This window comes from Bradyrhizobium sp. SZCCHNR3119, assembly GCF_032487775.1.
GTDB lineage: Bacteria > Pseudomonadota > Alphaproteobacteria > Rhizobiales > Xanthobacteraceae > Bradyrhizobium.
The window spans coordinates 730,867-752,169 of record NZ_JAUEUV010000002.1 but is presented as its reverse complement, the minus strand read 5'-3'; the positions used below and the strand labels follow the sequence as shown (position 1 = coordinate 752,169).

At 62.9% G+C, this 21,303-nt stretch carries 20 protein-coding genes and 3 pseudogenes; 19 read left to right on the top strand and 4 right to left on the bottom strand.

Going from position 1 to position 21,303, the window contains the following annotated elements:
• Positions 1-140 precede the first annotated feature (140 nt).
• From QX034_RS30730 to QX034_RS30700, 7 genes are all read left to right on the top strand, one after another.
• Positions 141-1,373: an IS4 family transposase gene (locus tag QX034_RS30730; protein ID WP_316196232.1), complete on the top strand. Its 1,233-nt coding sequence runs from the start codon at positions 141-143 to the stop codon at positions 1,371-1,373.
• 500 nt (positions 1,374-1,873) lie between these two features.
• A complete protein-coding gene (locus QX034_RS30725; protein WP_315744802.1) occupies positions 1,874-2,275 on the top strand; it encodes a helix-turn-helix domain-containing protein in 402 nt (133 codons plus the stop codon).
• Positions 2,272-2,979, top strand: coding sequence for an IS3 family transposase (locus QX034_RS30720; RefSeq protein ID WP_315769062.1), 708 nt, complete (start codon positions 2,272-2,274; stop codon positions 2,977-2,979). Before QX034_RS30725 ends, QX034_RS30720 begins: the two co-directional genes overlap by 4 nt.
• A gap of 112 nt (positions 2,980-3,091) precedes the next feature.
• Positions 3,092-4,267 (top strand): IS30 family transposase, encoded by a 1,176-nt coding sequence (locus tag QX034_RS30715; protein ID WP_315767476.1) that lies wholly within the window; start codon positions 3,092-3,094, stop codon positions 4,265-4,267.
• Positions 4,268-4,280: 13 nt separating this feature from the next.
• A complete protein-coding gene (locus QX034_RS30710; RefSeq protein WP_409998177.1) occupies positions 4,281-4,592 on the top strand; it encodes a transposase in 312 nt (103 codons plus the stop codon).
• Between the two features lie 439 nt (positions 4,593-5,031).
• Positions 5,032-5,235: a hypothetical protein gene (locus QX034_RS30705; protein WP_315744800.1), complete on the top strand. Its 204-nt coding sequence runs from the start codon at positions 5,032-5,034 to the stop codon at positions 5,233-5,235.
• A 51-nt stretch (positions 5,236-5,286) separates the two neighbouring features.
• Positions 5,287-5,886 carry a hypothetical protein gene (locus tag QX034_RS30700; protein WP_315744798.1) on the top strand — a complete coding sequence of 200 codons (600 nt, stop codon included), beginning with the start codon at positions 5,287-5,289 and terminating at the stop codon, positions 5,884-5,886.
• A 244-nt stretch (positions 5,887-6,130) separates the two neighbouring features.
• On the opposite strand, the gene QX034_RS30695 is transcribed toward QX034_RS30700, so the two are convergent.
• Positions 6,131-6,463, bottom strand: a complete 333-nt coding sequence (locus QX034_RS30695) for a hypothetical protein (protein WP_315744796.1) — start codon at positions 6,461-6,463, stop codon at positions 6,131-6,133.
• Between the two features lie 7 nt (positions 6,464-6,470).
• Positions 6,471-6,736, bottom strand: a pseudogene (locus QX034_RS30690) (integrase core domain-containing protein); the annotation flags it as partial.
• 6 nt (positions 6,737-6,742) lie between these two features.
• Between QX034_RS30690 and QX034_RS34085 the strand changes: the two are divergent.
• Both QX034_RS34085 and QX034_RS30685 read left to right on the top strand, forming a co-directional pair.
• Positions 6,743-6,864 (top strand): annotated as a pseudogene (locus QX034_RS34085) (integrase core domain-containing protein); the annotation flags it as partial.
• Positions 6,847-7,278: pseudogene (locus QX034_RS30685) on the top strand (transposase); the annotation flags it as partial. The pseudogenes QX034_RS34085 and QX034_RS30685, both read left to right, overlap by 18 nt.
• 489 nt (positions 7,279-7,767) lie before the next feature.
• Here QX034_RS30685 and QX034_RS30680 read toward each other — a convergent pair.
• Positions 7,768-9,474 (bottom strand): hypothetical protein, encoded by a 1,707-nt coding sequence (locus QX034_RS30680; RefSeq protein ID WP_315744795.1) that lies wholly within the window; start codon positions 9,472-9,474, stop codon positions 7,768-7,770.
• A gap of 313 nt (positions 9,475-9,787) precedes the next feature.
• Positions 9,788-10,414 carry a hypothetical protein gene (locus QX034_RS30675; RefSeq protein WP_315703678.1) on the bottom strand — a complete coding sequence of 209 codons (627 nt, stop codon included), beginning with the start codon at positions 10,412-10,414 and terminating at the stop codon, positions 9,788-9,790.
• Between the two features lie 359 nt (positions 10,415-10,773).
• On the opposite strand from QX034_RS30675, the gene QX034_RS30670 reads away from it, so the two are divergent.
• The 10 genes from QX034_RS30670 (at position 10,774) to QX034_RS30625 (ending at position 21,238) form a co-directional block, all read left to right on the top strand.
• Positions 10,774-11,094: a DUF1153 domain-containing protein gene (locus QX034_RS30670; protein ID WP_315703679.1), complete on the top strand. Its 321-nt coding sequence runs from the start codon at positions 10,774-10,776 to the stop codon at positions 11,092-11,094.
• A gap of 490 nt (positions 11,095-11,584) precedes the next feature.
• A complete protein-coding gene (locus QX034_RS30665; RefSeq protein WP_315703680.1) occupies positions 11,585-15,379 on the top strand; it encodes a hypothetical protein in 3,795 nt (1,264 codons plus the stop codon).
• A 54-nt stretch (positions 15,380-15,433) separates the two neighbouring features.
• Complete coding sequence (locus QX034_RS30660) at positions 15,434-15,898, top strand: hypothetical protein (protein WP_315703681.1); 465 nt, start codon at positions 15,434-15,436, stop codon at positions 15,896-15,898.
• A 58-nt stretch (positions 15,899-15,956) separates the two neighbouring features.
• On the top strand, positions 15,957-16,670 hold the full coding sequence (locus QX034_RS30655) for a hypothetical protein (RefSeq protein ID WP_315703682.1): 714 nt from the start codon (positions 15,957-15,959) through the stop codon (positions 16,668-16,670).
• A 76-nt stretch (positions 16,671-16,746) separates the two neighbouring features.
• The gene (locus tag QX034_RS30650; protein WP_315703683.1) at positions 16,747-17,259 is read left to right on the top strand and encodes a hypothetical protein; all 513 of its coding nucleotides are present in this window, start codon (positions 16,747-16,749) and stop codon (positions 17,257-17,259) included.
• 160 nt (positions 17,260-17,419) lie between these two features.
• Positions 17,420-17,593 carry an Arc family DNA-binding protein gene (locus QX034_RS30645; protein ID WP_315703684.1) on the top strand — a complete coding sequence of 58 codons (174 nt, stop codon included), beginning with the start codon at positions 17,420-17,422 and terminating at the stop codon, positions 17,591-17,593.
• Between the two features lie 346 nt (positions 17,594-17,939).
• Positions 17,940-18,281 carry a hypothetical protein gene (locus tag QX034_RS30640; RefSeq protein WP_315703685.1) on the top strand — a complete coding sequence of 114 codons (342 nt, stop codon included), beginning with the start codon at positions 17,940-17,942 and terminating at the stop codon, positions 18,279-18,281.
• A gap of 147 nt (positions 18,282-18,428) precedes the next feature.
• Positions 18,429-18,884, top strand: a complete 456-nt coding sequence (locus QX034_RS30635; protein ID WP_315703686.1) for a response regulator — start codon at positions 18,429-18,431, stop codon at positions 18,882-18,884.
• Between the two features lie 169 nt (positions 18,885-19,053).
• On the top strand, positions 19,054-19,707 hold the full coding sequence (locus QX034_RS30630; RefSeq protein ID WP_315703687.1) for an invasion associated locus B family protein: 654 nt from the start codon (positions 19,054-19,056) through the stop codon (positions 19,705-19,707).
• 478 nt (positions 19,708-20,185) lie between these two features.
• The gene (locus QX034_RS30625; RefSeq protein ID WP_315703688.1) at positions 20,186-21,238 is read left to right on the top strand and encodes an AraC family transcriptional regulator; all 1,053 of its coding nucleotides are present in this window, start codon (positions 20,186-20,188) and stop codon (positions 21,236-21,238) included.
• Positions 21,239-21,303 lie beyond the last annotated feature (65 nt).

The window sequence follows — 21,303 nt, the reverse complement described above, 5'->3', positions numbered from 1 at the left end:
GGCATTCGCATGTCGATGAAGATTGGGCTGGGGCGATTTGGCGATCGCCGCCTCGAAAAAGGGGGGCCTTGCTGCATGAGGCCCTTGTTCGACGGCCATGTTCGCGGATTCGACGCCTTGCCGGGAACCGTGCGCGGGAGGTGCGGTTCACGCGCTTTCTGCGCAACGAACGAGTAGGCGTCGAAGAGATGGCGAGCCACGCGGCAGCGCGCACGGCGTTACGTGTTGCTGGTCGCGAGATCATCGTGGTTCAGGACAACAGCGAACTGGTCCTTGGCGGACGACGCGCGAAAGCCAATGGATATGGACCTGTCGGCAAGGGCGGTGGCACACGTGGGCTGATGCTGCATGCTGCGCTCGCGCTTGATGCCGACAATGATGCGCTGCTGGGTCTTGTTGATGCGCAGGTTTGGAATCGCGACAAGGGCAAAGTGACGGCCCGGCGCTCGCGAGCGATGGCAGACAAAGAGTCTCAACATTGGCTCACGGCGGCGAAAGCCGGCGAGGTCTTATCTGCAGCGCGCAGCATCACCGTCATCTCCGACCGGGAAAGCGATATTTACGCCCATTTCGTGCAACGTCCACCGAATGTGGAGCTTCTTGTCCGGGCCAATTGGAACCGGAAGATCAAATTGAAATCCGGGGCTTCTACGAGTGAGTTTGCATTCGTTGATGGCCTGCAGGAAGCCGCCCGGTACAGCGTGACGATACCTGCAGCTCCGGGCCGCAAGGAGCGGACGGCTGAGCTTGCCTTGCGCTTCTCGCCCGTAACGCTGTGCAGGCCGCATCCAAGCCCCGCGCCTGATCTGCCCGAGACCGTCCAACTGACCATCGTAGATGTTCGAGAGGTGTCATCAACCCACGACGGCGAGCCGATCCATTGGCGGCTCCTCACCACTCACGACGTGGGGAGCTCAAAGCAAGCACGTCGGATCGTCGATCTCTATCGTAAGCGATGGACCATCGAGGAGTTCTTTCGCACGCTCAAATCGGCGGGCTTTGATATCGAGCAGGCCGACATTGGAGAGCCCGAAGTCATGATCAAGTTTGTCGCCGCGGCCGCCGTGGCCGCGGTCACGATCATGCAATTGGTGCGCGCCCGTGACGGAACGACTGAAGATAAACTGATCGAGGCCTTCGACCCCGATGATCGGCCCGTACTCGAAGCCCTCTCTGCCGAACTTGAGGGGGCTACCGAGAAGCAAAAGAACCCACACCGAAAAGGCACGCTTGCCTTCGCAGCATGGGTCATCGCCAGGCTCGGAGGATGGACCGCCTACTACGGAAAGCCCGGTCCAATGGTCATGCGGTTGGGCCTCGAAGCGTTCCGCCGCATCAAATACGGCACCACTCTGAGGCTCAAAAATGTGTGAATCGAATAGCCCCTTGCGGGAGAGGGCATGCGCGGAAAGCGCGGCAGGCCCGAAAGGGTGAGGGGTATGCCTCCACGAGCTTCGTTCGCGGAGAGATACCCCTCACCCAATCGCGTACGTGGATGAGCCGGAGATGCCCTCTCCCGCAAGGGGAGAGGGCGCTGTATCGGACAGCACAAGCTGACCGACCTCGCTCAATTTGTGGGGCGGGCAGAGCGCCGCCGCGAGGCGGGCGCGTGCCCACCGTTGCCAGCGCTCGAAACTACAGCTCCTCGTCCGTCGGTCATCGCGGCGTGCGTCATGATCCACCTCGGCATAGCTGCGATGGACGCTTTCGACCGGATAGCCGCCGCGCGCGGCGTGCCCGTGCCGGATACGGAGAAGCAGCGGGAGTGGGTGATAGGGTTGAAACGGCAATGAATCGAACAGAAAAGTGCAGTGGACTGCACCCCTTAAGTGAGACACGATAATTACAGTGACAGGCATTTCGAGGATGACCTGTGGCAGTACGAGGAAAGAAGCGTCAGTTTCCGACGGCTTACAAACTGAAGGCGATCAAGCGGGTTGAGCGGGGCGAAGGCGTCCTCCCTGTGGCCCGCGAACTAGGAATCTCCCGCAAGATTCTCCACGACTGGATCAAAGCCTGGAACGCCGATGGGCCGGACGGATTAAACCGGAAGCCTGGACCCAAGCCCGGCCCCCGCAAGCTCAAACCGCTACCGACGTACGACGACAAACGCTCCGCCCTCACGCTCGCCAAAGCCCGCATTGCCGAGCTCGAACGGCTGGTGGGCCGCCAGCAGATGGATATCGATTTTTTTCGGAAAGCCTTGCGCGCATTGGAGCGGCCGGCAGCGCAAGGCAAACCCGCATCCGCATCATCAAAGTCATTCAAGCCATGACATCGGAGGCGACCGATTCCCACGCCGACGTGCAACGCCTCTGCCGCCTGGCAAGCCTGCCGCGCGCGACCTATTACCGGCATCTCAACAGGCGCAGCCGTGAGACGGCTGAGTGCGAACTGCGCGACCAGCTCCAGCGCATTTGCCTCAAGTATCCCTTCTACGGCTATCGACGGGTGGCAGCTACCCTCCGGCGCCAAGGCATGGTCGTAAATGCCAAGAAAGTCCTGAGGCTTATGCGTGAAGACAATCTTCTCGCGCAGCGCAAGGCGCCGTTCCTGAAGCCATCTGCCGAGCGACCAACGGGCGTTCTCGTCGTCCCCAATCTAGTGCGCGGCCTGGTGCCGTCCGCCCCCGATCAGATCTGGGTCGCGGACATCACCTACGTCCACCTCGCTAAGACCTTCGCCTATCTCGCCGTCATCCTCGACGCGTTCTCTCGCAAGGCCGTCGGTTGGGCCTTTGAGAACACGCTCGATGCCTCGCTCGCCATTGCTGCTCTGGAGAAGGCCATCGAGGGCCGAAAGCCGGTGCGCGGCAGCTTGATCCACCACTCCGATCGCGGCGTTCAAGGCGGATTCAAACGGTCGTCGCAACACTCCGAGGTTGGAGGTTGCGGTGAACATTCGAAAGCGGCGATCGGCACGATCAGGACGAGCGCCATTGCCATCGCCAGGGCGGCCGTCTGCTGCAGGGCGCGATGAACAGAATAGATTCTGGCGGGCGATCGCCAGGGGAGTGAGCAGCGAAGAGGCTGCGCTCGAAGCCGGAGTGTCGCAACCTGTCGGAACCAGATGGTTCCGAAAGGCGGGCGGCATGCCACCAGCGATGTTCAGATCTTCGGCCAAGCCGCTCTCTGGGCGGTACCTCTCGTTGATCGAGCGCGAGGAGATCGCACTCCTCAAGGTGCAGGGCCATTCCATACAGGAGATTGGACGCCGCCTCGGGCGGGCTGCCTCGACAATCTCCCGTGAACTGCGGCGCAATGCGGCCACCCGTAGCGGCGGGTTGGAGTACCGGGCGACGACTGCCCAGTGGCATGCAGATCGATCGGCCCGTCGTCCGAAGCTGACCAAGCTTGCGCTCAACACCACCTTGCGCACTTATGTGGAAGAGCGACTTGCCGGTGTCGTCGTGGCTCCGAGCGGCACTCCCGTTCCTGGCCCCGCCGTTCCGTGGAAGGGTCGCCGGCATGGGCCGCGCAAGGATCGGCGATGGGCCAAAGCCTGGAGCCCTGAGCAGATTGCCCGACGCTTGCCGATCGACTTCCCGGACGACAAGACGATGCGCATCAGCCACGAAGCTATCTATCAAGCCCTCTTCGTTCAGGGCCGTGGGGCGCTACGCCGCGAGCTGACGGCCTGCTTGCGAACAGGGCGTGCGTTACGGATGCCCAGAGCGCGCGTACGCAGGCGAGGCAAGGGCTTTGTCTCGCCGGAGATCATGATCAGTGAGCGCCCTGCTGAAGCGGCCGATCGAGCGGTGCCGGGACATTGGGAGGGAGACCTCATCCTCGGTCTTGGTAGCTCGGCAATCGGCACGCTGGTCGAGCGCACGACGCGCTTCACGATGCTCTTGCACCTTCCACGGTTGGCGGGGCATGGCGAAGCTCCGCGCGCGAAGAACGGGCCTGCGCTTGCGGGACACGGGGCCGAAGCCGTGCGCGACGCGATCACGCGCACCATCGTCACCTTGCCCGAAGAACTCCGTCGTTCGCTGACCTGGGATCAGGGAGCCGAAATGGCTCAGCACGATCGTCTCAAGATCGATGCGGGTATCCAGGTTTACTTCTGCGACCCGCAGAGCCCTTGGCAGCGCGGTACTAACGAGAACACCAACGGATTGCTGCGGCAGTACTTCCCGAAAGGTACAGACCTGAGCATCCACAGCGCCGACGAGATATCCGCCGTGGCAGCGACCCTCAATGCCCGGCCGAGAAAGACACTGGGCTGGAAAACGCCGGCGGAGGCGCTTGACGAGTTGCTGTCATGAGTGAAAACATTTGGTGTTGCGACGACCGTTTGAATCCGCCCAATACGCCTCAATCGCCTACCGCCAAATACTGGCCGACCGCGACATCACCATCAGCATGAGCAGGCCAGGAAACCCCTTCGACAACGCAAAGGCCGAAAGCTTCATGAAAACGTTGAAGGCCGAAGAGGTCAACGGCAAGGCGTACTCCGACATCAGTGACGCACGCCGCCGGATCGATAGCTTCATCGCCAATGTCTACAACAAGGAGCGCCTGCACTCGGCGCTCGGATACCAATCGCCTCTTGAGTTCGAAACCGCGTTCGCGCAAAACAAAGCACGATAACGCATCGTGGCAACCGCACTGTCACTGTAATTATCGTGTCTCACTTAAGGGGTGCAGTCCAGCAGCGTCACCGTAATTCCCGAGGTGGAAAATCAGGGCTCTCCGATGGATCGCTGCGTCGACCGGGGATTTAGGCGCAATCCCGCCGGACCGCAATGCGCAGCAAGCCGTGTCGATGGGAAACGCTCGTTCGCCGGGGCGATCACGAATTGCTGATGGCCGCGCCGGTCAGGCGATCCGGACATGGGATGGCCGTCCTGTTCCGGCCAAAAGCGAGCAAAGGGCCTGCAACACGGGTTCTGGTGCCGTCGAGATCACGCGGAAGACAGTGACTGCGGCCCCAATGTTATGACCGGCTGCCCCACTCTCGACGCAATCCGTCGTTCATGGTCGTGGTGCTGAGGGCTTGGGGCGCTGTTCAGACTCGGGGAGAGTTCGAATGAAGACATTCGTGATTTCAGCAGGCGCGATGCTCGCGCTGGTGACGATGGCCCATGCCGCCGATCTGCCGCGTCCGCAGCCGGTCTACGAGCAGCCCGCGGTCGGCAAGATGCCGATCGGCAAAGCTCCGATTGGCAAGTCTCCGGTCGGCAAGGCGCCGGTCGTTGCCCCCGCACCGGGGTATTATCGCCGCGGCTACTGAGCCCGGTCGGCTCTTTGATGTGACGTCATCATTCTCGGGGGCGTGCCTGCCATGCGGTGTTTCGGCCTGGTCGGATTAGCGTTGTCAGCTTTGCTGCTGCCGTGCGTCGCGCAGGCGGCTTCCGTGCGGCCGGCCGTCGCCCGGACGGCGCATGAGGCCCCGCGGAGCGCGCCGGTCCGGCGTGCCTCCGAGGCAAAAGGGCCATACTATGTCGACTTCAGGGCGCGCACCGCCGCGAGCTGGGGCCATGCCTTCGTCTGGTATGGCAAGAGCAGCGAGAAGGCGGTCGATGTCGCCGGCCTGACCCCGGCTGGCGACGAGCTCGCCTACATGCTCGGCTATGTCACCTTCGTGCCATCCGAAACCGGTGCGAGCTATGGCGATCTCGATCCGGACTATGTGACCGCGAGCTACCGCGTCTACCTGAACGAAGCCGACGCCAAGCGCGTGTTCGCCTACATCAAGAAGCTGCAGGCGGACTCGCCGGTGTGGAACGCCGAAACGGCGAACTGCACCTCATTCATCGGCAGCATCGCCAGCTTCATGGGCCTGGACACCCCGGTCCGCTGGACCCGGCCCGAGGAATACGTCAACAAGCTCCGCGAGATGAATGGCGGCCGGCAAGTCGTGCGGCTGGCGGCGGAGCGGTAGGGGGGCGGGAAGAAAAGTGCAGTGTTATCGTTAGGCCCGATTGGACTGTCGTTTCGAAGCAACCTGATCGTCTGCGCCCTCGATGAACTCCTTGGCGGTGCCAATCCGTGGCGGCCCATGCTTGCTGGCCCGAAAGTGTCAGCCCAATTTAATGGTTGCTGCTTGCGAACAACCGGGCCGATCATCGGCTTGCGGATTAGCGAGCCGTACGGCAACGTCCATTAGACGCGATCAATCTTCTTCGTTACTCATCCGGTTCGGCGCCAGCTCCAACGGTGTCGACCAGCTTGCGGTCGATGATGCGCTCGACGCGAGCATCAGATACCACGAAACGATACGCAGGCTGGCCGCCAAGTTCACTGCTGGGGGCTTGTGTCCCACTCTGTCGAACTAGTCCGATGTCTTCCCAGTTCTTAATCTTTGCGCGCGCGCTTTGATCGCCGATTTTGAATGCCAATTGAACATCTTTGTTTACGAAAGCGGTACGCCCGAGTCTGTAAACTTGTTCCAATAGCTTCTGTGGGAAAAATCCTTCGATTGTTTCTCGAACATACTTGTCCTGTCCGTGACCTGCCACCGAAGTTTCATCCAGCCGCAGTTAGAGTCCTGTTGGGTTGTACGCCGACCGACGCGGGTGGAGCAACGGGCGATCGGCGGAGCTGGTCGGGGTTGCGCAGCCGATCGGCCGTTGCGGTAAGGATAACAGCGTAGGCTACCTGGTTTCGTATTTTAGCGAGGAGTGCGGCCGCTCGCCGTTGTAGTCGGTGACCCAGGCAGCGAGCTTCCGCCTGGCGTCGTCAAGGCTGAAGAACAACGTCTCGTTCAAGAACTCGTCGCGCATCCGGCCGTCTTCCCCATCAACGGTCGGCTGCGGGATGAATTGCTGAACGAGAGACGCTGTTCACGACACTGGCTCAGGTCCGCGTGGCGCTCAGATGCTGGCGGGTCGATTACAACGACATACGACCGCACAGCAAAGGCCAAGTGATCAATCGCCAACGGCTCCGGCGAGGCGAGATCGCGTCGTTTTTCTCCTCGATCGAGCCGTGTCTGGTCGGCATCGAAGCCTGCGCCACCGCTCACCACTGGGCACGCGAGATTCGGCGGTTTGGACACGAGGTGAGATTGATTCCGCCTGCCTATGTAAAACCTTACGTGCGGCGAGGAGCTAACGACGCCGCCGACGCGGCTGCGATCTGCGAAGCGGTCACCCGCCCCAATATGAGGTTCGTCCCAATCAAGAGCGTCGAGAGCCAGGGCTTTTTGATGCTTCATCGCGCAAGAGGCCTGCTGGTCCGCCAGAGAACCATGACGGCTTGTGCCGTTCGAGCTCACTTCGCTGAGTTCGGAATCATTGTCGGCCAAGGCCGGCAACGGGTGGATAGTCTGGCGGACTTGTTGGATGACGAGGCCCTAGCGCGCTGCAGGTTGTCGGTCTCCTGCTGGCGCTCGTCAAGCGAACACTATTACCTGGACCTCGGCTTCCTGCCCGAGATCGTACGCTATGTCTCCATCGGCGGTCGCGAGCAGTTGCTTGGCGCGCTCGGTCCGGAGAACAGCCCGCTTCCCCTAATCCGCTGCCAGCCGCGGCACTGAGGGCGTCTGCAAGGGCCGCAACCGACTGCGGTGCCCGCCAATGAACCGACAAGAGCCGCATCGAAGCAGTGAAGCCTCGATGCGGCAAAGTCCGGTGGGGATTGGGGATCTGGGTAGGAGGAAGCGGTTATACATCCGCCTTTGTGCCGAGATGATGCTGGGAATGAGCCGCGGTGTCTACGGATGGGAGCGCGCGAGTGTTGTCGCCTACAGCATCACTTGCGCATCGTCCTGCGCTGCCGTCGGCCGTCGATGCGGTGGCGTTCCGCGCAACGTTCCACAATGTTACGGGGCGGCGACATCGTTCAACGGACGTCCCCGTCTGAGATCGGCGAGAAGTTTCCTCTTGAGCTCGTCGCCTAAGCCATAACGGTCCAGTGCTGCGGGAATATCGCTGGCCACCCCGGGATAGCAGTGCGCGAGCCGCTCGGCCGCCCGCACGGCACACTCCTCGTCCTGCTTGGTTGCGCATAGCGCAATCCGAAGCAGCAAGGTGAGCGGCACCGGCGAGGCCTCCGATCGGAAGACGATACGCCGGGCATTGACGGCATCGTTGCGCATGTAGGCCGCCAGCGCCGCGTAGGGCGGCATGAAAACAGTCGGCTGGATGGCGCCGGCCTGTAGTTGCGCTCCGAACGCCACGTCCTCGTCGTGGTGGCCGCGTGCGATATTGGTTGCCGCCAGCAAGGACTGGCTGAGGCCGGATACGGGTGGACCATCGAGGATCTGCGGCGTCAGCTCGAAGGCGCTTTCGGGATCGCCTCCAAAAAAACGCGCTGCGAACAGCGCGAGAAGACCGATCCCGAGCTTGGGCGAGCGGCTTGCGGCTCGCTCTGCGAGCTCCCGAGCCCGCGCGATGTCTGACTCGGGGTTTCGGCCCGGCGTCCCGTCGAGATACTCGGAAACCAGTACCGCCGAGAGCAGCGACAGCAGCCGTGGATCGTCAGGCTGCCGGCTGACCTCTGCTTCGAGGCAGGCGAGCGACTCCGGCAGGTCATAGGCGTAGTGAAGGATGGTATCGAGCGCCCGCAGAACGCAGGCCCTGCCCTGAAGGTTCCGGGCAGCAGTCGAACTGGAGCGGCGGAGTGCATCCGTCATGATCGCGCCGATCCAGAGTTCGCCGACGTCCGCGGCGACCGTGCTCACCATGCGGTCGTCGGCCGTGCTCTGGGCGCTCACGTCAATGCCCTGGAATGCGCGAGACCAGATGATCTCGTTGGAGCGCGCGCTGAGCAGCCGGAATACGAAGTCCCGCCGCGACCTCTCCGACGCTCCGGCCCGGACCAGAAGGACATAATCCACGGCGCTCTGATGGTCTGCGTCCGCACGATTGTGCATGACGGTCAGGTCGTAGTGGGTCAACGCGCTCTCGAGTGACGTGGCGATCAGCCCCGTCTGTTCGTCGGATGTCGGAGGATCGGTTTGCACGAGGACGCTCGGAAGGCCGAGCACCGGTGTGCTCACCTGTGCGCCGAACAGGCGCGCGACGTCGCGCGAGAGCAGGGCCGTTCCAAGCACCAGCGTCACCAGCAAGATCACGACATGACCCGGATAGAGCAGACGCGGCAACTTCGGCGCGACGTTGCTTTCTTCGGACCTAGGTGGTGGCACCTCCTCCTCGACCGGCACAGCTCGCAGGAACTGCGGCTGATACGAGCCGACGGGCAGCACGATATGCATCGGATTCTTCGCCCCGGTTCCCCTGTAGTAGTTCTCCAAGAGCTCGCGCAGGCGCTTGGCCTGGACGCGCACGACGGAATTGACCTGCGGATCGAAATCGCTGCCGCGTCCGAGGACGGAGGTGGCGATGGTGAAGGCCTTCAGCCGCTCACCGCGGCCTTCGAGAGTCTCCTGCACCACAAAGCGCAGGAACTGCATCGCAGCAGGATTACGGCGAAAGCTTGGATCCCGTAGAATTCGATCGAGCTCAGCCCCGACGTCGACGGGCTCGCTCGGGACCGGCGAGGAGCCGCTTTGGATGTCTGCATTCATATCGGTCGATCGACGCAGGATCCGTGGGAACTCGACGCCCTCGCGCAAGGTTCCCGCGCGTCGCGATATGGTTGGCTCAGCCTTCTCCGACCATCAGGTACGCTTGTCAGCGCGCGCTTGGCGAGGGATATCCGTGCTCCCAGACCGGTTCGATTACTGCCGCGCCTCATTGCGTCACTTCAAATTCCACTGCGTCACCAAGGTTGATCCGAACGCTTCTCGGATGCAATACCGGGCTCGGCGATTGTGCTGTCTGCGACAAAAAGAAGCCGAGGGCGACAAGCGCACAGCCGCCACACCGGACTGCCGGCCCTCATTTGCCGAACCACGTCTGGGCTGTGATCACGATGCAGATTGACGTGGAGGCGGGGAGCAGGAAAGACCGCGCACCGGGCTCGCGGTAATTGTACATCTTGACGTTGTCGGCGAAATCGCCCTTCGCCGCACCTTTCGTTTCCAGGGCCGCGCCGACCGTGTCGCAGCTCACCGGGTAAGGCTGCACGACCAGTGAGCTCGCATCGCAACTCGTACTCGCCAGGGGCGTCACGCCGGCGAAGCTGAGCAGCAGCGGCGAGGCCGGATCGCCGCTGGCAACCGCATTCGTCACCGAGAAGATGTGCTTGTCGGCTGCCTCCTTGTTCCAGAGCGCAGTCGCCACATGACGGCCGGTGGCGATCTGCGAGGATACCAGGCCGAGCAGCGGCGCACAGGCACGCACGCCGGCCTTGTCCGCGATCTGCAGCGCGGCAACCTTGCTCTTGTCCGGCTGACTCCCGTCCGGCTGGATCGGTTCTGCGGCGCTGGTCCCGGCAAGGAGGGACATGACATGCTCACCCAACGAGGTGAAGGTGAGGACCGCTGCCGCGGCGAAGGCGAACAAGACAGCAAGGACGGCGATCAGCCAGGACGAGCGTGCGGGGACATACGACAATGATGACATCTTGCCTCTCCGAGGAATGCCCGGCCATCGGCCGGCTGTCTCGACGACGGCGAGACAGCGATTCGAATACCGGAATGCGTCGAACCTAGTCTGCTCCGCGAGGCAAATATTGTCGTCGGGTACCCACGGCTTGTCCGATTGCGCGCCGGTCGGCACTGAATGCGGTTTCGGACAAGTTCACTTCCGTTCGGTCCTAGATTGCGCGTGCTTTCCTACTTAGGGTTTCGCGCCTCTCCAACGAGAGACGCAGGTCGTGCCGGCGCTCGATGGCGGCGGAGACCGACTTGCTCAAAGCTGAGCTTGGCGAAGCCGAAGGACCACGCTCCGCCGCGCCCTTTCGTGTCGAGCCCAAGGAACCAATGACCAGAGAAACGTGTCGTTCGCCGTCGCAGCAGTCCAAGGCCTTTGCAAGCGATCAGGAGAGGCCGCACCGTGGCGGCGAGGCTGCCGATCCCGGCTCCCCTGACCGGATGCGCCGCCGCTGGACGCCGCTGAAGAAGCTACGGGTTCTGCTGGCCGTGCAGTCCGGCGCGCTCGCGGAGCGCGATCTCTGGGAAAAGCTTCGGATCAGCGAAACGGAGTTCAACTCCTGGCGGCGCGCGTTCGCGGAGTTCGGCTATGCCGGACTGAAGACGACACAGCTTCAAAAGCTACGCAGGCGCGGCGCTCGCCGCAAGTGAAAGCGGCCGCGCTCTCGAGATGACGCTTCGGCTTGCAGGTGGCTGCAATCCCGACCGTGCTTTGCTGTGGCAACCCGCGGACATTGATCGGCATGCGCTGCGCTCGCGATCTGGCGCGATCGTTCGGTTTGCTGGTCGGTCGTACCGTGCCAGTCAATGTTGATGCCGCTACGAGCAATACGACGACTCCGGCGCCTGTCTAGGCTCCCTGCATGGTGAATCGAAGGATGTATTTCAATCATAGGTCGTGTCGCAGAACGCGAACGCGCATTGTGGGGCGAGCGGCCGAGAGATCGGACATTGGCGTTCGTAGTGAGTTCGGATTGATCGTGAGGGAGTGTCGTCTGCACGCGAAGGCAGGCGACGGATGCGCAGCGTTGCCAGGACGGCGGCGGATGCTTTTGCGCCGTGGGCGCAGTGTCGGAGCCGTCTCGCGCGAGGGGCAAGATGGCTGTCTTGGAGCGTTGCTCCGGTCCCTTGGACTGGTCGCATGCAGTTGAACTGGGAGAAGATCGCCATGATCATGAATTCGCAATCGAGCGCCGCAGCCTTTGTCGCCAACTGGGTTGATCATGCGGCAGGCGACTGCCGATCGCTGCGGCGCAGGCTGATCGCCGTGTTGCGGCGGGCTCATCGCGTGCTCGGTATCCGGCGCAAGGGACTTGGTATGGGACTGCTGGGGCTGCACGCCCCGCGCATCGCGGGGCTGTCGCTGGTCGCAGGTCTGAGCTTCGCCGGGCCGGCGAGCGCGAAGGTTTTCGTAAATAACACGGGCAATAGCAATGACAGGTCCTGCGCCTGGATTGAAGACGCAGGTACGATGGCCAGCTCGTTCACTACCACGGATGCTGGCGGGGGGTATCAGTCCGGTTGCAGTGCTGCAGATGCCTCGACGCAAACGAATCGCAGTCTTTTCTACGCCGGCCCAACTTTCCAAGAAGAAGTAAATCTGACGCTTGGCGGGCTGCTGTTTGTCAATGCGGGCAAAATTGGTGTCACCGACGTCGCCACCGGCACCTACTCTATGAGGATGGGCAGTGTCGCCACGATGAACGCGGCCGCGGGCGCCAATTCCATCGCCATCGGCTCGGCCCAGACCAGCACCTCGGACGGCGCTAGCTCTGGAGCGACGGTCGCGTCCGGCAACAGCGCCACCGCCATCGGGGTTAAGGCCAATGCCGCGGGACTCAACTCGATCGCGCTGGGCAGCGCCGCGTCCGCATCTGCTGAGGGTTCAGCTGCGCTCGGTAATTCGGCCAGTGCATCGGGCGTCGGCTCGACTGCGCTCGGCCGGCGTGCTGTGGCCGCCGCGGCTTCCGCAGTCGCTGTCGGCGACGGCGCCAGCGCGCAGACGGCCAGTGCGGTGGCGATCGGAGCGGGCGCCACCGCACTGGGCGGCAAAGCGGTCTCGATCGGCGCCGGAAACACCGCCAATGGGAATGGTGCGGTCGCGATCGGCGATCCCAACACCGCGGCCGGAACCGGCGCCGTCGCCATGGGCGCCAATAACAGCTCGAACGGCCAGGGCGCCGTCGCATTGGGCAATGCGAACACCGCGACGGGCCAAGGGGCGGTGGCGTTGGGCAACAGCTCGACCGCGGGCGGCGGCGGTGCGATTGCTCTCGGTGATACGGCTGCGGCCAACACAACCAAGGCTCTGGCGCTCGGTTCAGGAGCAACCGCGACCAACCAGAACGATGTCGCACTGGGCGCGGGCTCCGTAACCGCGACTCCGAACGCGACAAGTGGAGCCACGATCGCAGGGACATTCTACTCGTTTGCCGGCACCTCGCCGACCAGCGTCGTCAGCGTCGGCGCCTCGGGCTCCGAGCGCCAGATCACCAACGTCGCGGCCGGGCGGATCAGCGCGACGTCCACCGATGCCATCAACGGCTCGCAGCTTTATGCGACCAATCAGGCCGTCACGGCCGTGCAGCAGGTGGCGAACGCCGGCTGGAACGTCACGACGTCATCGACCGGAACAGGTACGGTCAGCGGCACGACGGTGCAGAAAATCGCGCCGGGGGCGACCGCGACCTTCACCGCGGGCAACAACATCGCGGTGACGCAGAACGGCGCGGAGGTGCAGATCGCCACCAGCATGACGCCGAGCTTCACCTCGGTGACGACCGGCAACACCACGATGAACTCCAGCGGCCTGACCATCAATGGCGGGCCGAGCGTCACTTCGAGCGGCATCGATGCGGGCGGCACCAAGATCACCAACGTGGCGGCGGGGACCAATCCGACAGATGCGGTGAACCTGACGCAGATGCAGACGGCGGTGACGAACGTCCAGACGCACTATTACAGCGTCAATGATGGCGGCACCCAGCAGGCGAACTACGCCAACAATGGCGCGACCGGCACCAATTCGCTGGCCGCGGGCGTTGCCGCCTCCGCCGCCGGTGCCGGCTCGACCGCGCTCGGCTTCGGCGCGAAAGCGAACAATGCCAACGACGTCGCGCTTGGCTCCGGCAGCACTACCGCCGCGCCCAATCCGACCGCGAGCGCCACGATCAACGGCACCACCTACAACTTCGCCGGCACTTCGCCGACCAGCGTGGTCAGCGTCGGCGCCTCGGGCTCCGAGCGGCAGATCACCAACGTCGCCGCCGGGCAGATCAGCGCGAGCTCGACCGATGCGATCAACGGCTCGCAGCTTTACGCGACCAATCAGGCCATCGACACGCTCAGTCAGGGGACCGTCAAGTACGATACCTCCGGCGGCACGGTGAACTACAACAAGATCACACTCGCCGGACCCGGCGGCACCACGATCACCAACGTCGCCCCGGGAGCGGTGAGTTCAACCTCCACCGATGCGGTGAACGGCTCGCAGCTCTATGCGGTGCAGCAGCTCGCAGGCGCCGGCTGGAACGTCACCACCAAGGCCACCGGCACCGGCACGGTCAGCGGCACCACCGTGCAGAACATCGCGCCCGGTTCGACCGCGACCTTCACCGCCGGCAACAACATCGCGATCACTCAGGTCGGGTCGGAGATCCAGATCGCCACCAGCATGACTCCGAGCTTCACCTCGGTCACCACCGGCAACACCAAGATCGACACCAATGGCTTGACCATTGCCGGCGGACCGAGCGTGACGTCAGCCGGAATCGACGCTGGAGGAACCAAGATCACCAACGTCGCCGCCGGTACCAATGCGACGGATGCGGTCAATGTCTCGCAAATGAACACCGTGGTCGCCGGCGCGAAGACCCATTATTATAGCGTCAATGACAACGGCGCCCAGCAGGCGAACTACGCCAACGATGGCGCCACCGGCGCAAATTCGATGGCCGCGGGTGTTGCCGCCTCCGCCTCAGGTGCCGGATCGACCGCCATCGGCTACGGCGCGACCGCGTCCAACGCCGGCGCTGTCGCTCTCGGTCAGGGCTCGACAACATCGGCGGCCGTCGCCACGACCGGGACCGAGATCGGCGGCAAAGCCTACACCTTCGCGGGAACATCCCCCACGAGCACGGTGAGCGTCGGGGCGGTTGGCGCCGAGCGGACCATCACCAACGTCGCCGCGGGCCGGCTCAGTGCAACCTCGACCGATGCGATCAACGGCAGCCAGCTTTACGCCACCAATCAGGCGGTGGACGTGCTCTACAAGGGTGGGGCCGGCCCGGTGCAGTACTCGAACTCCTCGACGCCGACGACGCCGAACGGCGGCACGCCGACCAACGACCTCACCCTGGTCGGCGGCTCCAGCGGGCCCGTCGTGCTGCACAACGTCGGGGACGGAGCCGTCTCGTCGACCTCGACCGACGCGGTCAACGGCAAGCAGCTCTATGCGACCCAGGCGAACGTGCCGGGTTCGTGGCAGGCTCCGACCTCGAATACGTATGTGCTGAGCAATCCGGCGGGCGGCGGCGGCCCGGTGACCCTGAGCAATGTCGCTCCGGGAACGCTCTCGCCGACGTCGACCGAGGCAGTGAACGGCTCGCAGCTTTATGCCACCAACCAGGCGATCAACAACATCGCCACGGGCTTCGGCAATCTGCAAAGCCAGATCGACACCAACGCCCGCCGCGCCGACGCGGGCATCGCCACGGCGGCCGCTTTGGGCATGGTCCGCTACGACGATCGTCCGGGCAAGCTGTCGACCGGCGCTGCCGTCACCTACCATCACAATCAGGCGGGCTTCGCGATGGGTGCGGGTTACACGACCGAGGATCGCCTGTGGCGGGTCTCGGCGGGACTCGCGTTCTCGCCGACCAGTAGGAGCATGGACGATCTCACGGTCGGCGCGAGCGCCACCTATACCTGGAACTAGATCGCGCGCCGACCCACCGGCGCGTCCGTGGCTACCAACATCGGGAATCGTCAGATGACATCCAAGATCACGATCTGCGCCGCAGGCTTGCTGCTGTCGCTTGCGTTCACGTCCCGGCCGTCACCGGCGGCTGATATGTCCGTTCCGGCGTCAGCCTGCCACGACGGTGGAAAGTACCAGCGTATCCCCATGAGCCGCATCGCGCAGCGGACCGAGCACGATCCGTCCGGCCTCTGGACAGACTTCGAGCTGTGGAACGTGAATAGCCCGCACAAAACCGACATTTGGGAGGGCGCGTACCGGGGCTGCCGGGGTGAACGCATCGTCGTCTCGCAGATCATCAATCGGCAATGCAGCAGCGCAACGGTCTGTCCGGTGCGGATCGTGCAATTCGACCGCGGCGGCAGCGGGCGGGTGCTGCTCGCCTACAAGCAGGCCTGCACGCTGCATGGCACCTTCGCGCTGAGCTCGGACGGACATGAGCTGATGGCCTGCGACGTCCCTTACGAGCTCGACTGAAGCGACCGGATCGAACAGCATCGGTCGACTCGATGACAATTAAGAGAAGGTTGTGAGCATGAATCCGCAGGTCCGAGCGATCCTGTTGCTCATCTGTTGTCTGGCGCCGACCGGGGCTCGGGCAGAGGTTGTGCCGGCAGCTGCTGGACAAACCCCGGCGCCGCCAGCTCCGGCGTCGCCTGCGCCGGCACCGCCCGCGCTTTCCACCAAGCCTTGGCAAGTCGACCGGGTACTCGCGCTGCTGCTCGTCCGCTCGACCGTCATTGCGCTCGATCAGGCCAACAAATCCGGAAACTACACGGTCCTGCACGCGCTGGCCTCTCCCAGCTTCCAGCAGGTGAATACACCGGCGCAGCTCACCGACCTGTTTGCGAACTTCCGTCGCGAGAAGTTTGACCTCTCGCCGGGTGCTATTCTCGAGCCGCAGTTCGCATTTGAGCCGAGGATCGAGGCCAACGGTCTGTTGCACATCGCGGGCGACTTCGCGGGACGGCCGAGCCCGTTCCATTTCGATCTGATGTATCAGTCGGTGGGTGGGCGCTGGCTGCTGGAGGCGATCTCCGCCGGCTCGCAAGGAGGCCAGGACAAGCCAAAGGAAGGCCCGGAATCCGGCGCAGCCGCGAGCGCTGCGCCGCCGGCGGCTCCGACGCCTCCGAGGCCGGTTGTGAGATCTGGTCAGCCGCAGCTGCTCCTTGCCCGGCCCGACCAGTCCAATCCGCCACAGACATCGCGCAAGCCGCAGCAGAAGAGCAATGAGCCCCGGTCGAACTGATCTCCGGCCGGAGGCGGCTCACTCGACCGAGGAATCTGGCGGACCCGGTCAGCAGGACGAGTTGGCTCCTTACGGAATGTCTCTCACGAGCATGCGGCCGGTCATCGAAACGATCGACGTGATCGCTTCCGCACTGATCATGGTGCGCTGGAGACACCAGAGCTCATCAACTTCCGTACGACTGGACGGGTGGATCCGCTCGGGAGGCTCGCGCCGCGCAGTCTTGCTCCCGCCGGAGTCCCTCCGGTTGTTGCGCGTCTCGCAATCCGGCGACGCGGTGTTCTGGGACTGCTGTGAAGGCGCGGTGCTGACCGCGCTCATGCTATGGCAACTCGCGGAAGAACAGCGGCCCTTCACCAACGAAGATGCGCGTGCCTGGCAGGCGGCCATGCGGCTGACCAACTCTGAGGTGGCGCAGCTGTTCGGCATCTCCAGCCGGACGTGGCGCTCCTACAGGGCGCAAGCCCGGATCCCGCGATCGGTCGGCATCGCGTGTCGTGCGATGACACGCGATCCGCTACCGCTGCATGCGCACGTTCAATTGTCCCGCCGCCTTCGCACTTCGAGTCGTTCGTCGGTCGAGGGCTGAACGGCCGCGGCGGCGCGTCTATGCAGGGGCGGAGCGCGCTTGGTACCGATCGCGCGTTGGGCGACAAGCGAGGTTCGCTGCGAGAAAATACCTGGCCGTACGAGGCCACTATGGTTTACGCGGGCAAATGGGATGGTCAGCTGTAGCGGCAGGGAAGTAAATGGTAGATCAGCCGAGCGCGATAAAGCAACGCCTGCGAAAGGTGCAGATCCATCCGAGCGTGCCGGAGCAGCTCCGCGACCAGCTCAAGAAGTGCGCCAAGGAGAGGGGGCGCTCGCTGAATCAGGAAATCGTGCTCCGGCTGACAAAGTCTTTGGCTGAGGACGGCTGCTGAGCCGAGACACGGAATTCGCATCGTCGGGACTGCCCGCTGCAACTGATGTCACGCATGATGTCTGGTTGTCAGACCGGTGGATCAAGCGCCCGAGCGACGCAGAAGAGGAACGTGAACAGCACAGCCGAAAAGGCGAGTCCATAGATGATGCCGCGCGCGACGCTCGTCCTATAATGGTCCCTGTTCGCGCTGACGTGCTTCATCCGTCTGTGCCGATGCTGAATGCCGATTCGCGTGAAGCCATTGTCACGAGAGCGTGCCGGTAAGCAAATGGATCCAAAGGTGCGCAAATTGGACCTGACCGCACAATCGTGCCGTAGACAAACAAGCTACCGGGCCACGGAAGATGACGATCTGTACGGGTACCGGCATGATCGGATTGGAGGAAGCGGTGCAGGTTCAACTCGCAATCGTTCTCATGCTCGCATCGGTGCTGGCACTGGTCGGTCTCGCCTTCTGGCTGCTTCGCGACTACGCTGCGGAACGCCGGCTGCAGGCTCGGATGGGCCAGCCATGGCGCGTTGCACCGATCCAGGTCGTGAGGCTCGCAAGCGGCCGTCGCCTCGTCCTCATTCGCCACCGAGACATGGAGCATCTGTTGCTGATCGGCGGGCCGGCCGATCTTGTCGTGGAAAGCAGGGCCATGCAGGCCGGCGAATATGACGTCGCGAACGGAGACGGCAATTAGCAGCGAGGGACGTCCGCGACGATGAAGTGACCGATCTCGACAATTCCAAGTCGAACAAATTTGAACGATTCATATCACTTTCTTGATGATCTGGCGGCCTTCGCCACGATGCTCCAAGGTGTCTTCGTTGTTCATTGGAGGCTGTGGATGCATTCGCTTTACGAGAAGCTATCTGTCCTGGTCGTGGATGATGATCCGACGTTTGCGACCACAGTTGCCTTCCTGCTCAGCCGCATTGGCGTTGGCCAGATTGGGGTCCTGCATGAAGTCGGGTCGGCCTGGTCCTTTTTGAACGCGACGCCCGTTGATGTCGTCATCTCCGACTGGAATATGGAGCCTGCCGATGGCTATCAACTCCTGAGGATGGTGCGCAGAAGTCGCCGCCTTGCGCTCCTCGGGTTTATCATGATGACCGCCAATACATCGGAACAATATCCGCGTCTCGCGATCGAGGCGGGCGCCACCTTCTTCCTCGTGAAGCCATTCCGGATGTCGAGCCTGAAGGCTGCGCTGGATGCCACGTTGAGCGAGATGCCTGGGCAGACGCCGTTCGCGCAGGTGCGGCTCGAGGGCAGTACGGGTCGTCGACCGGAATGGGGGTGATCGTCGATTCAGGTCTGCGAGGAATGACAATCTGGGTGCCGCACCTGACAAGAGATTCGCCTCAGTTGGCCTATCCTTCGGCGAATGATCGTGGTCGCCGCCGGGACAGCGGCGTGAACCGACGTTGTCGGCACGTGGAAGAGTGCCGCGTTGGGAAGGAGATCGCGTCGTGTGGTCCAGAAACTTGGCGTTCATCGGCGCGGCCTTAGCCTTGCTCTTCGTCCTGCCGCCTGTATCGACGTCCCTTGCCGGGACGGCCGACCGCGAGTCCCTGTACGTCGGACCGGCAATCAATCGCGATGTCTTCAAGGAAGGCGCGATACGGCGGATCGAGGCAAGCTTTCAGAATTGGCGTGTCGTGTGCGATGAAGTCACTGCCGAACGGCGCCGATTCTGCAGCTTGTTCGGGGCGGGTCAAACGGAAGGCAAGATGCTTGGTGACATCGTGGTGACGACCACCCGCGAGGGGCAGCCTGCCGCCATGCTCCATCTTCCTTACGGCGTGTCGCTGCGGTCGGGACTCACGGTCGCGGCAGCCTCCGGAGGCGCGATCGCTGGCTCACGGCGTGAAAAGACCAGTCGTGTCACCAAGCTGGCTTTCGTCACGTGCGACGCCCAGGGGTGCATGACGCTTTGGCCGCTCACGACTGCGCAGCTCAACGCCTTGATCACCGGTGGAATGCTCATTGTACGGTTCAAATCGATGACGGTGGCGAACATGGCCGGCCCGACGCCTATTCTGGTCGGCGCCGCCGATCGCGAGATGGTCATCTCTGGTCTCGGCTTCTCTGAAGCGGTCAGTGCCTCGATCAACAAGCCCTAACACACAGGCGTTGGCCACCGAGCGCAGGAGGGTTTGCGTGCGTTGCCCTCAACTTCGATAACGGGTTACGTTTGGAAGATATGCATACTACGTTACATCGGCATGTACGGGGGTGAAGAGCTCTCGGCAATGCCGACACGAAAGGTGACCGCACGCTAGCCGTCTGGCTATAAGGAATGAGCGAAATCGACCCTGGTGTGCATCGGCCTGCCCGAGTTGGTGCGACCCATTCGGTTCAATTCCAGCGATTTAGTACACTCGGGTGGATGACAGAGCGCCCATCCGTCCCAATTGGGGGCAGTTGTCCTGAGCCTGTCGGGTAGACCGAGCGAAGGCGAGGTTCCCCGATTCGGCGTTACGCGCGGCGTTCACCCTTCCTGAAGTAACCGTTACCACGCTGCAAAAATCGACAAAGGTGGCTCTCTTTCTACCTGGAAGCGATGGCGTTGCCGTTCGTTCCTGAAAACAGGGGGAAAGCATGAGCATTCTTGGCCAGGTCGGTATCAGTCATCGCGGCGAGCTCCAACAGACCGGGAATCGGTCGATCCGCGTGGCGCTTCACGTGACCGAGCCGGAAGGCGTCGCGGTGACGACTTGCGATGCCGCCGATGGTGGCAGCATCTTGTGGGCGTGGGGATTTGCCGGCTTCTTGAAAGAGCTGGACCGGAAGACCTCCGCTCCGATGGTATGGGCTGTTTTCGAGAACGGGATCAGCAGCTGTTACGTCTCGAATTCGCTTCATGGACTCCTGGGGGGCAAGGGCCGTCCGCGATATAATGGGGTAGAGGAGCAAAAACATCTCTGCGTTGCCATTCCGTGTCGCTCATTCTATCGGGGCGTCGATGATGTTCCACATAGAATCGACGCCAATAACAGGTCGTGGAGGGCGATCGAGCTGCTCGGGACAATGGCGAGTTACGTGGTTGGCGAGCTCAGCACGTCGAGCGAATCTACCAAGGAGCTCTCTCATCTCAATTTGGTTAACAAGGTCCTAACGCGCGCAGCCATCCCATTGCTGGTTGCCGCGTGCGACGAGCTGGGCGACTGTGCGGAGGCGCGCCGTGTAGCCGGCGCCAAGGGGCGGCATTTGAGGTTGCTCCTGCAGATCGTTCGAGAACGCTTCCGGGATCCGTCGTTCTCACTCCGTCGCTTGAGCGCTCTTTCGGGATTGAGCAACCGGTACGTCAACGCGATATTCCAAGAAAGCGGCGCCTCGTTCTCGGAACGGATATTGGATGCGCGGCTTCGATGGGCTTATCAGGAGCTGAGTTATAGCCCGCACACGGGCCGCAAGATCGGCAAGATTGCCTACGACGCGGGCTTCACCGACCAGCCTTACTTCAATCGGGCGTTCAAGCGGCGTTTCGGCATGAGCCCGCGGGAGATACTTCGCCGGTTTGATCTCACTGGCGATACCGAAGGTGACGAGATTCCGAGGTCTGTTCAGTCGGCTCGTCCGGAGGGAAGCAACCGCATTCTGCCGTTGCAGCGCCCGGTTCGCGTCGGGAGTCCCGATGCCTTCGAACTGTGAAGTTGTTGATTGCGCGCATAAGTTGCATTGTCTCGGCGGCGGCTTCGATCCCTGATCGGGCTTGG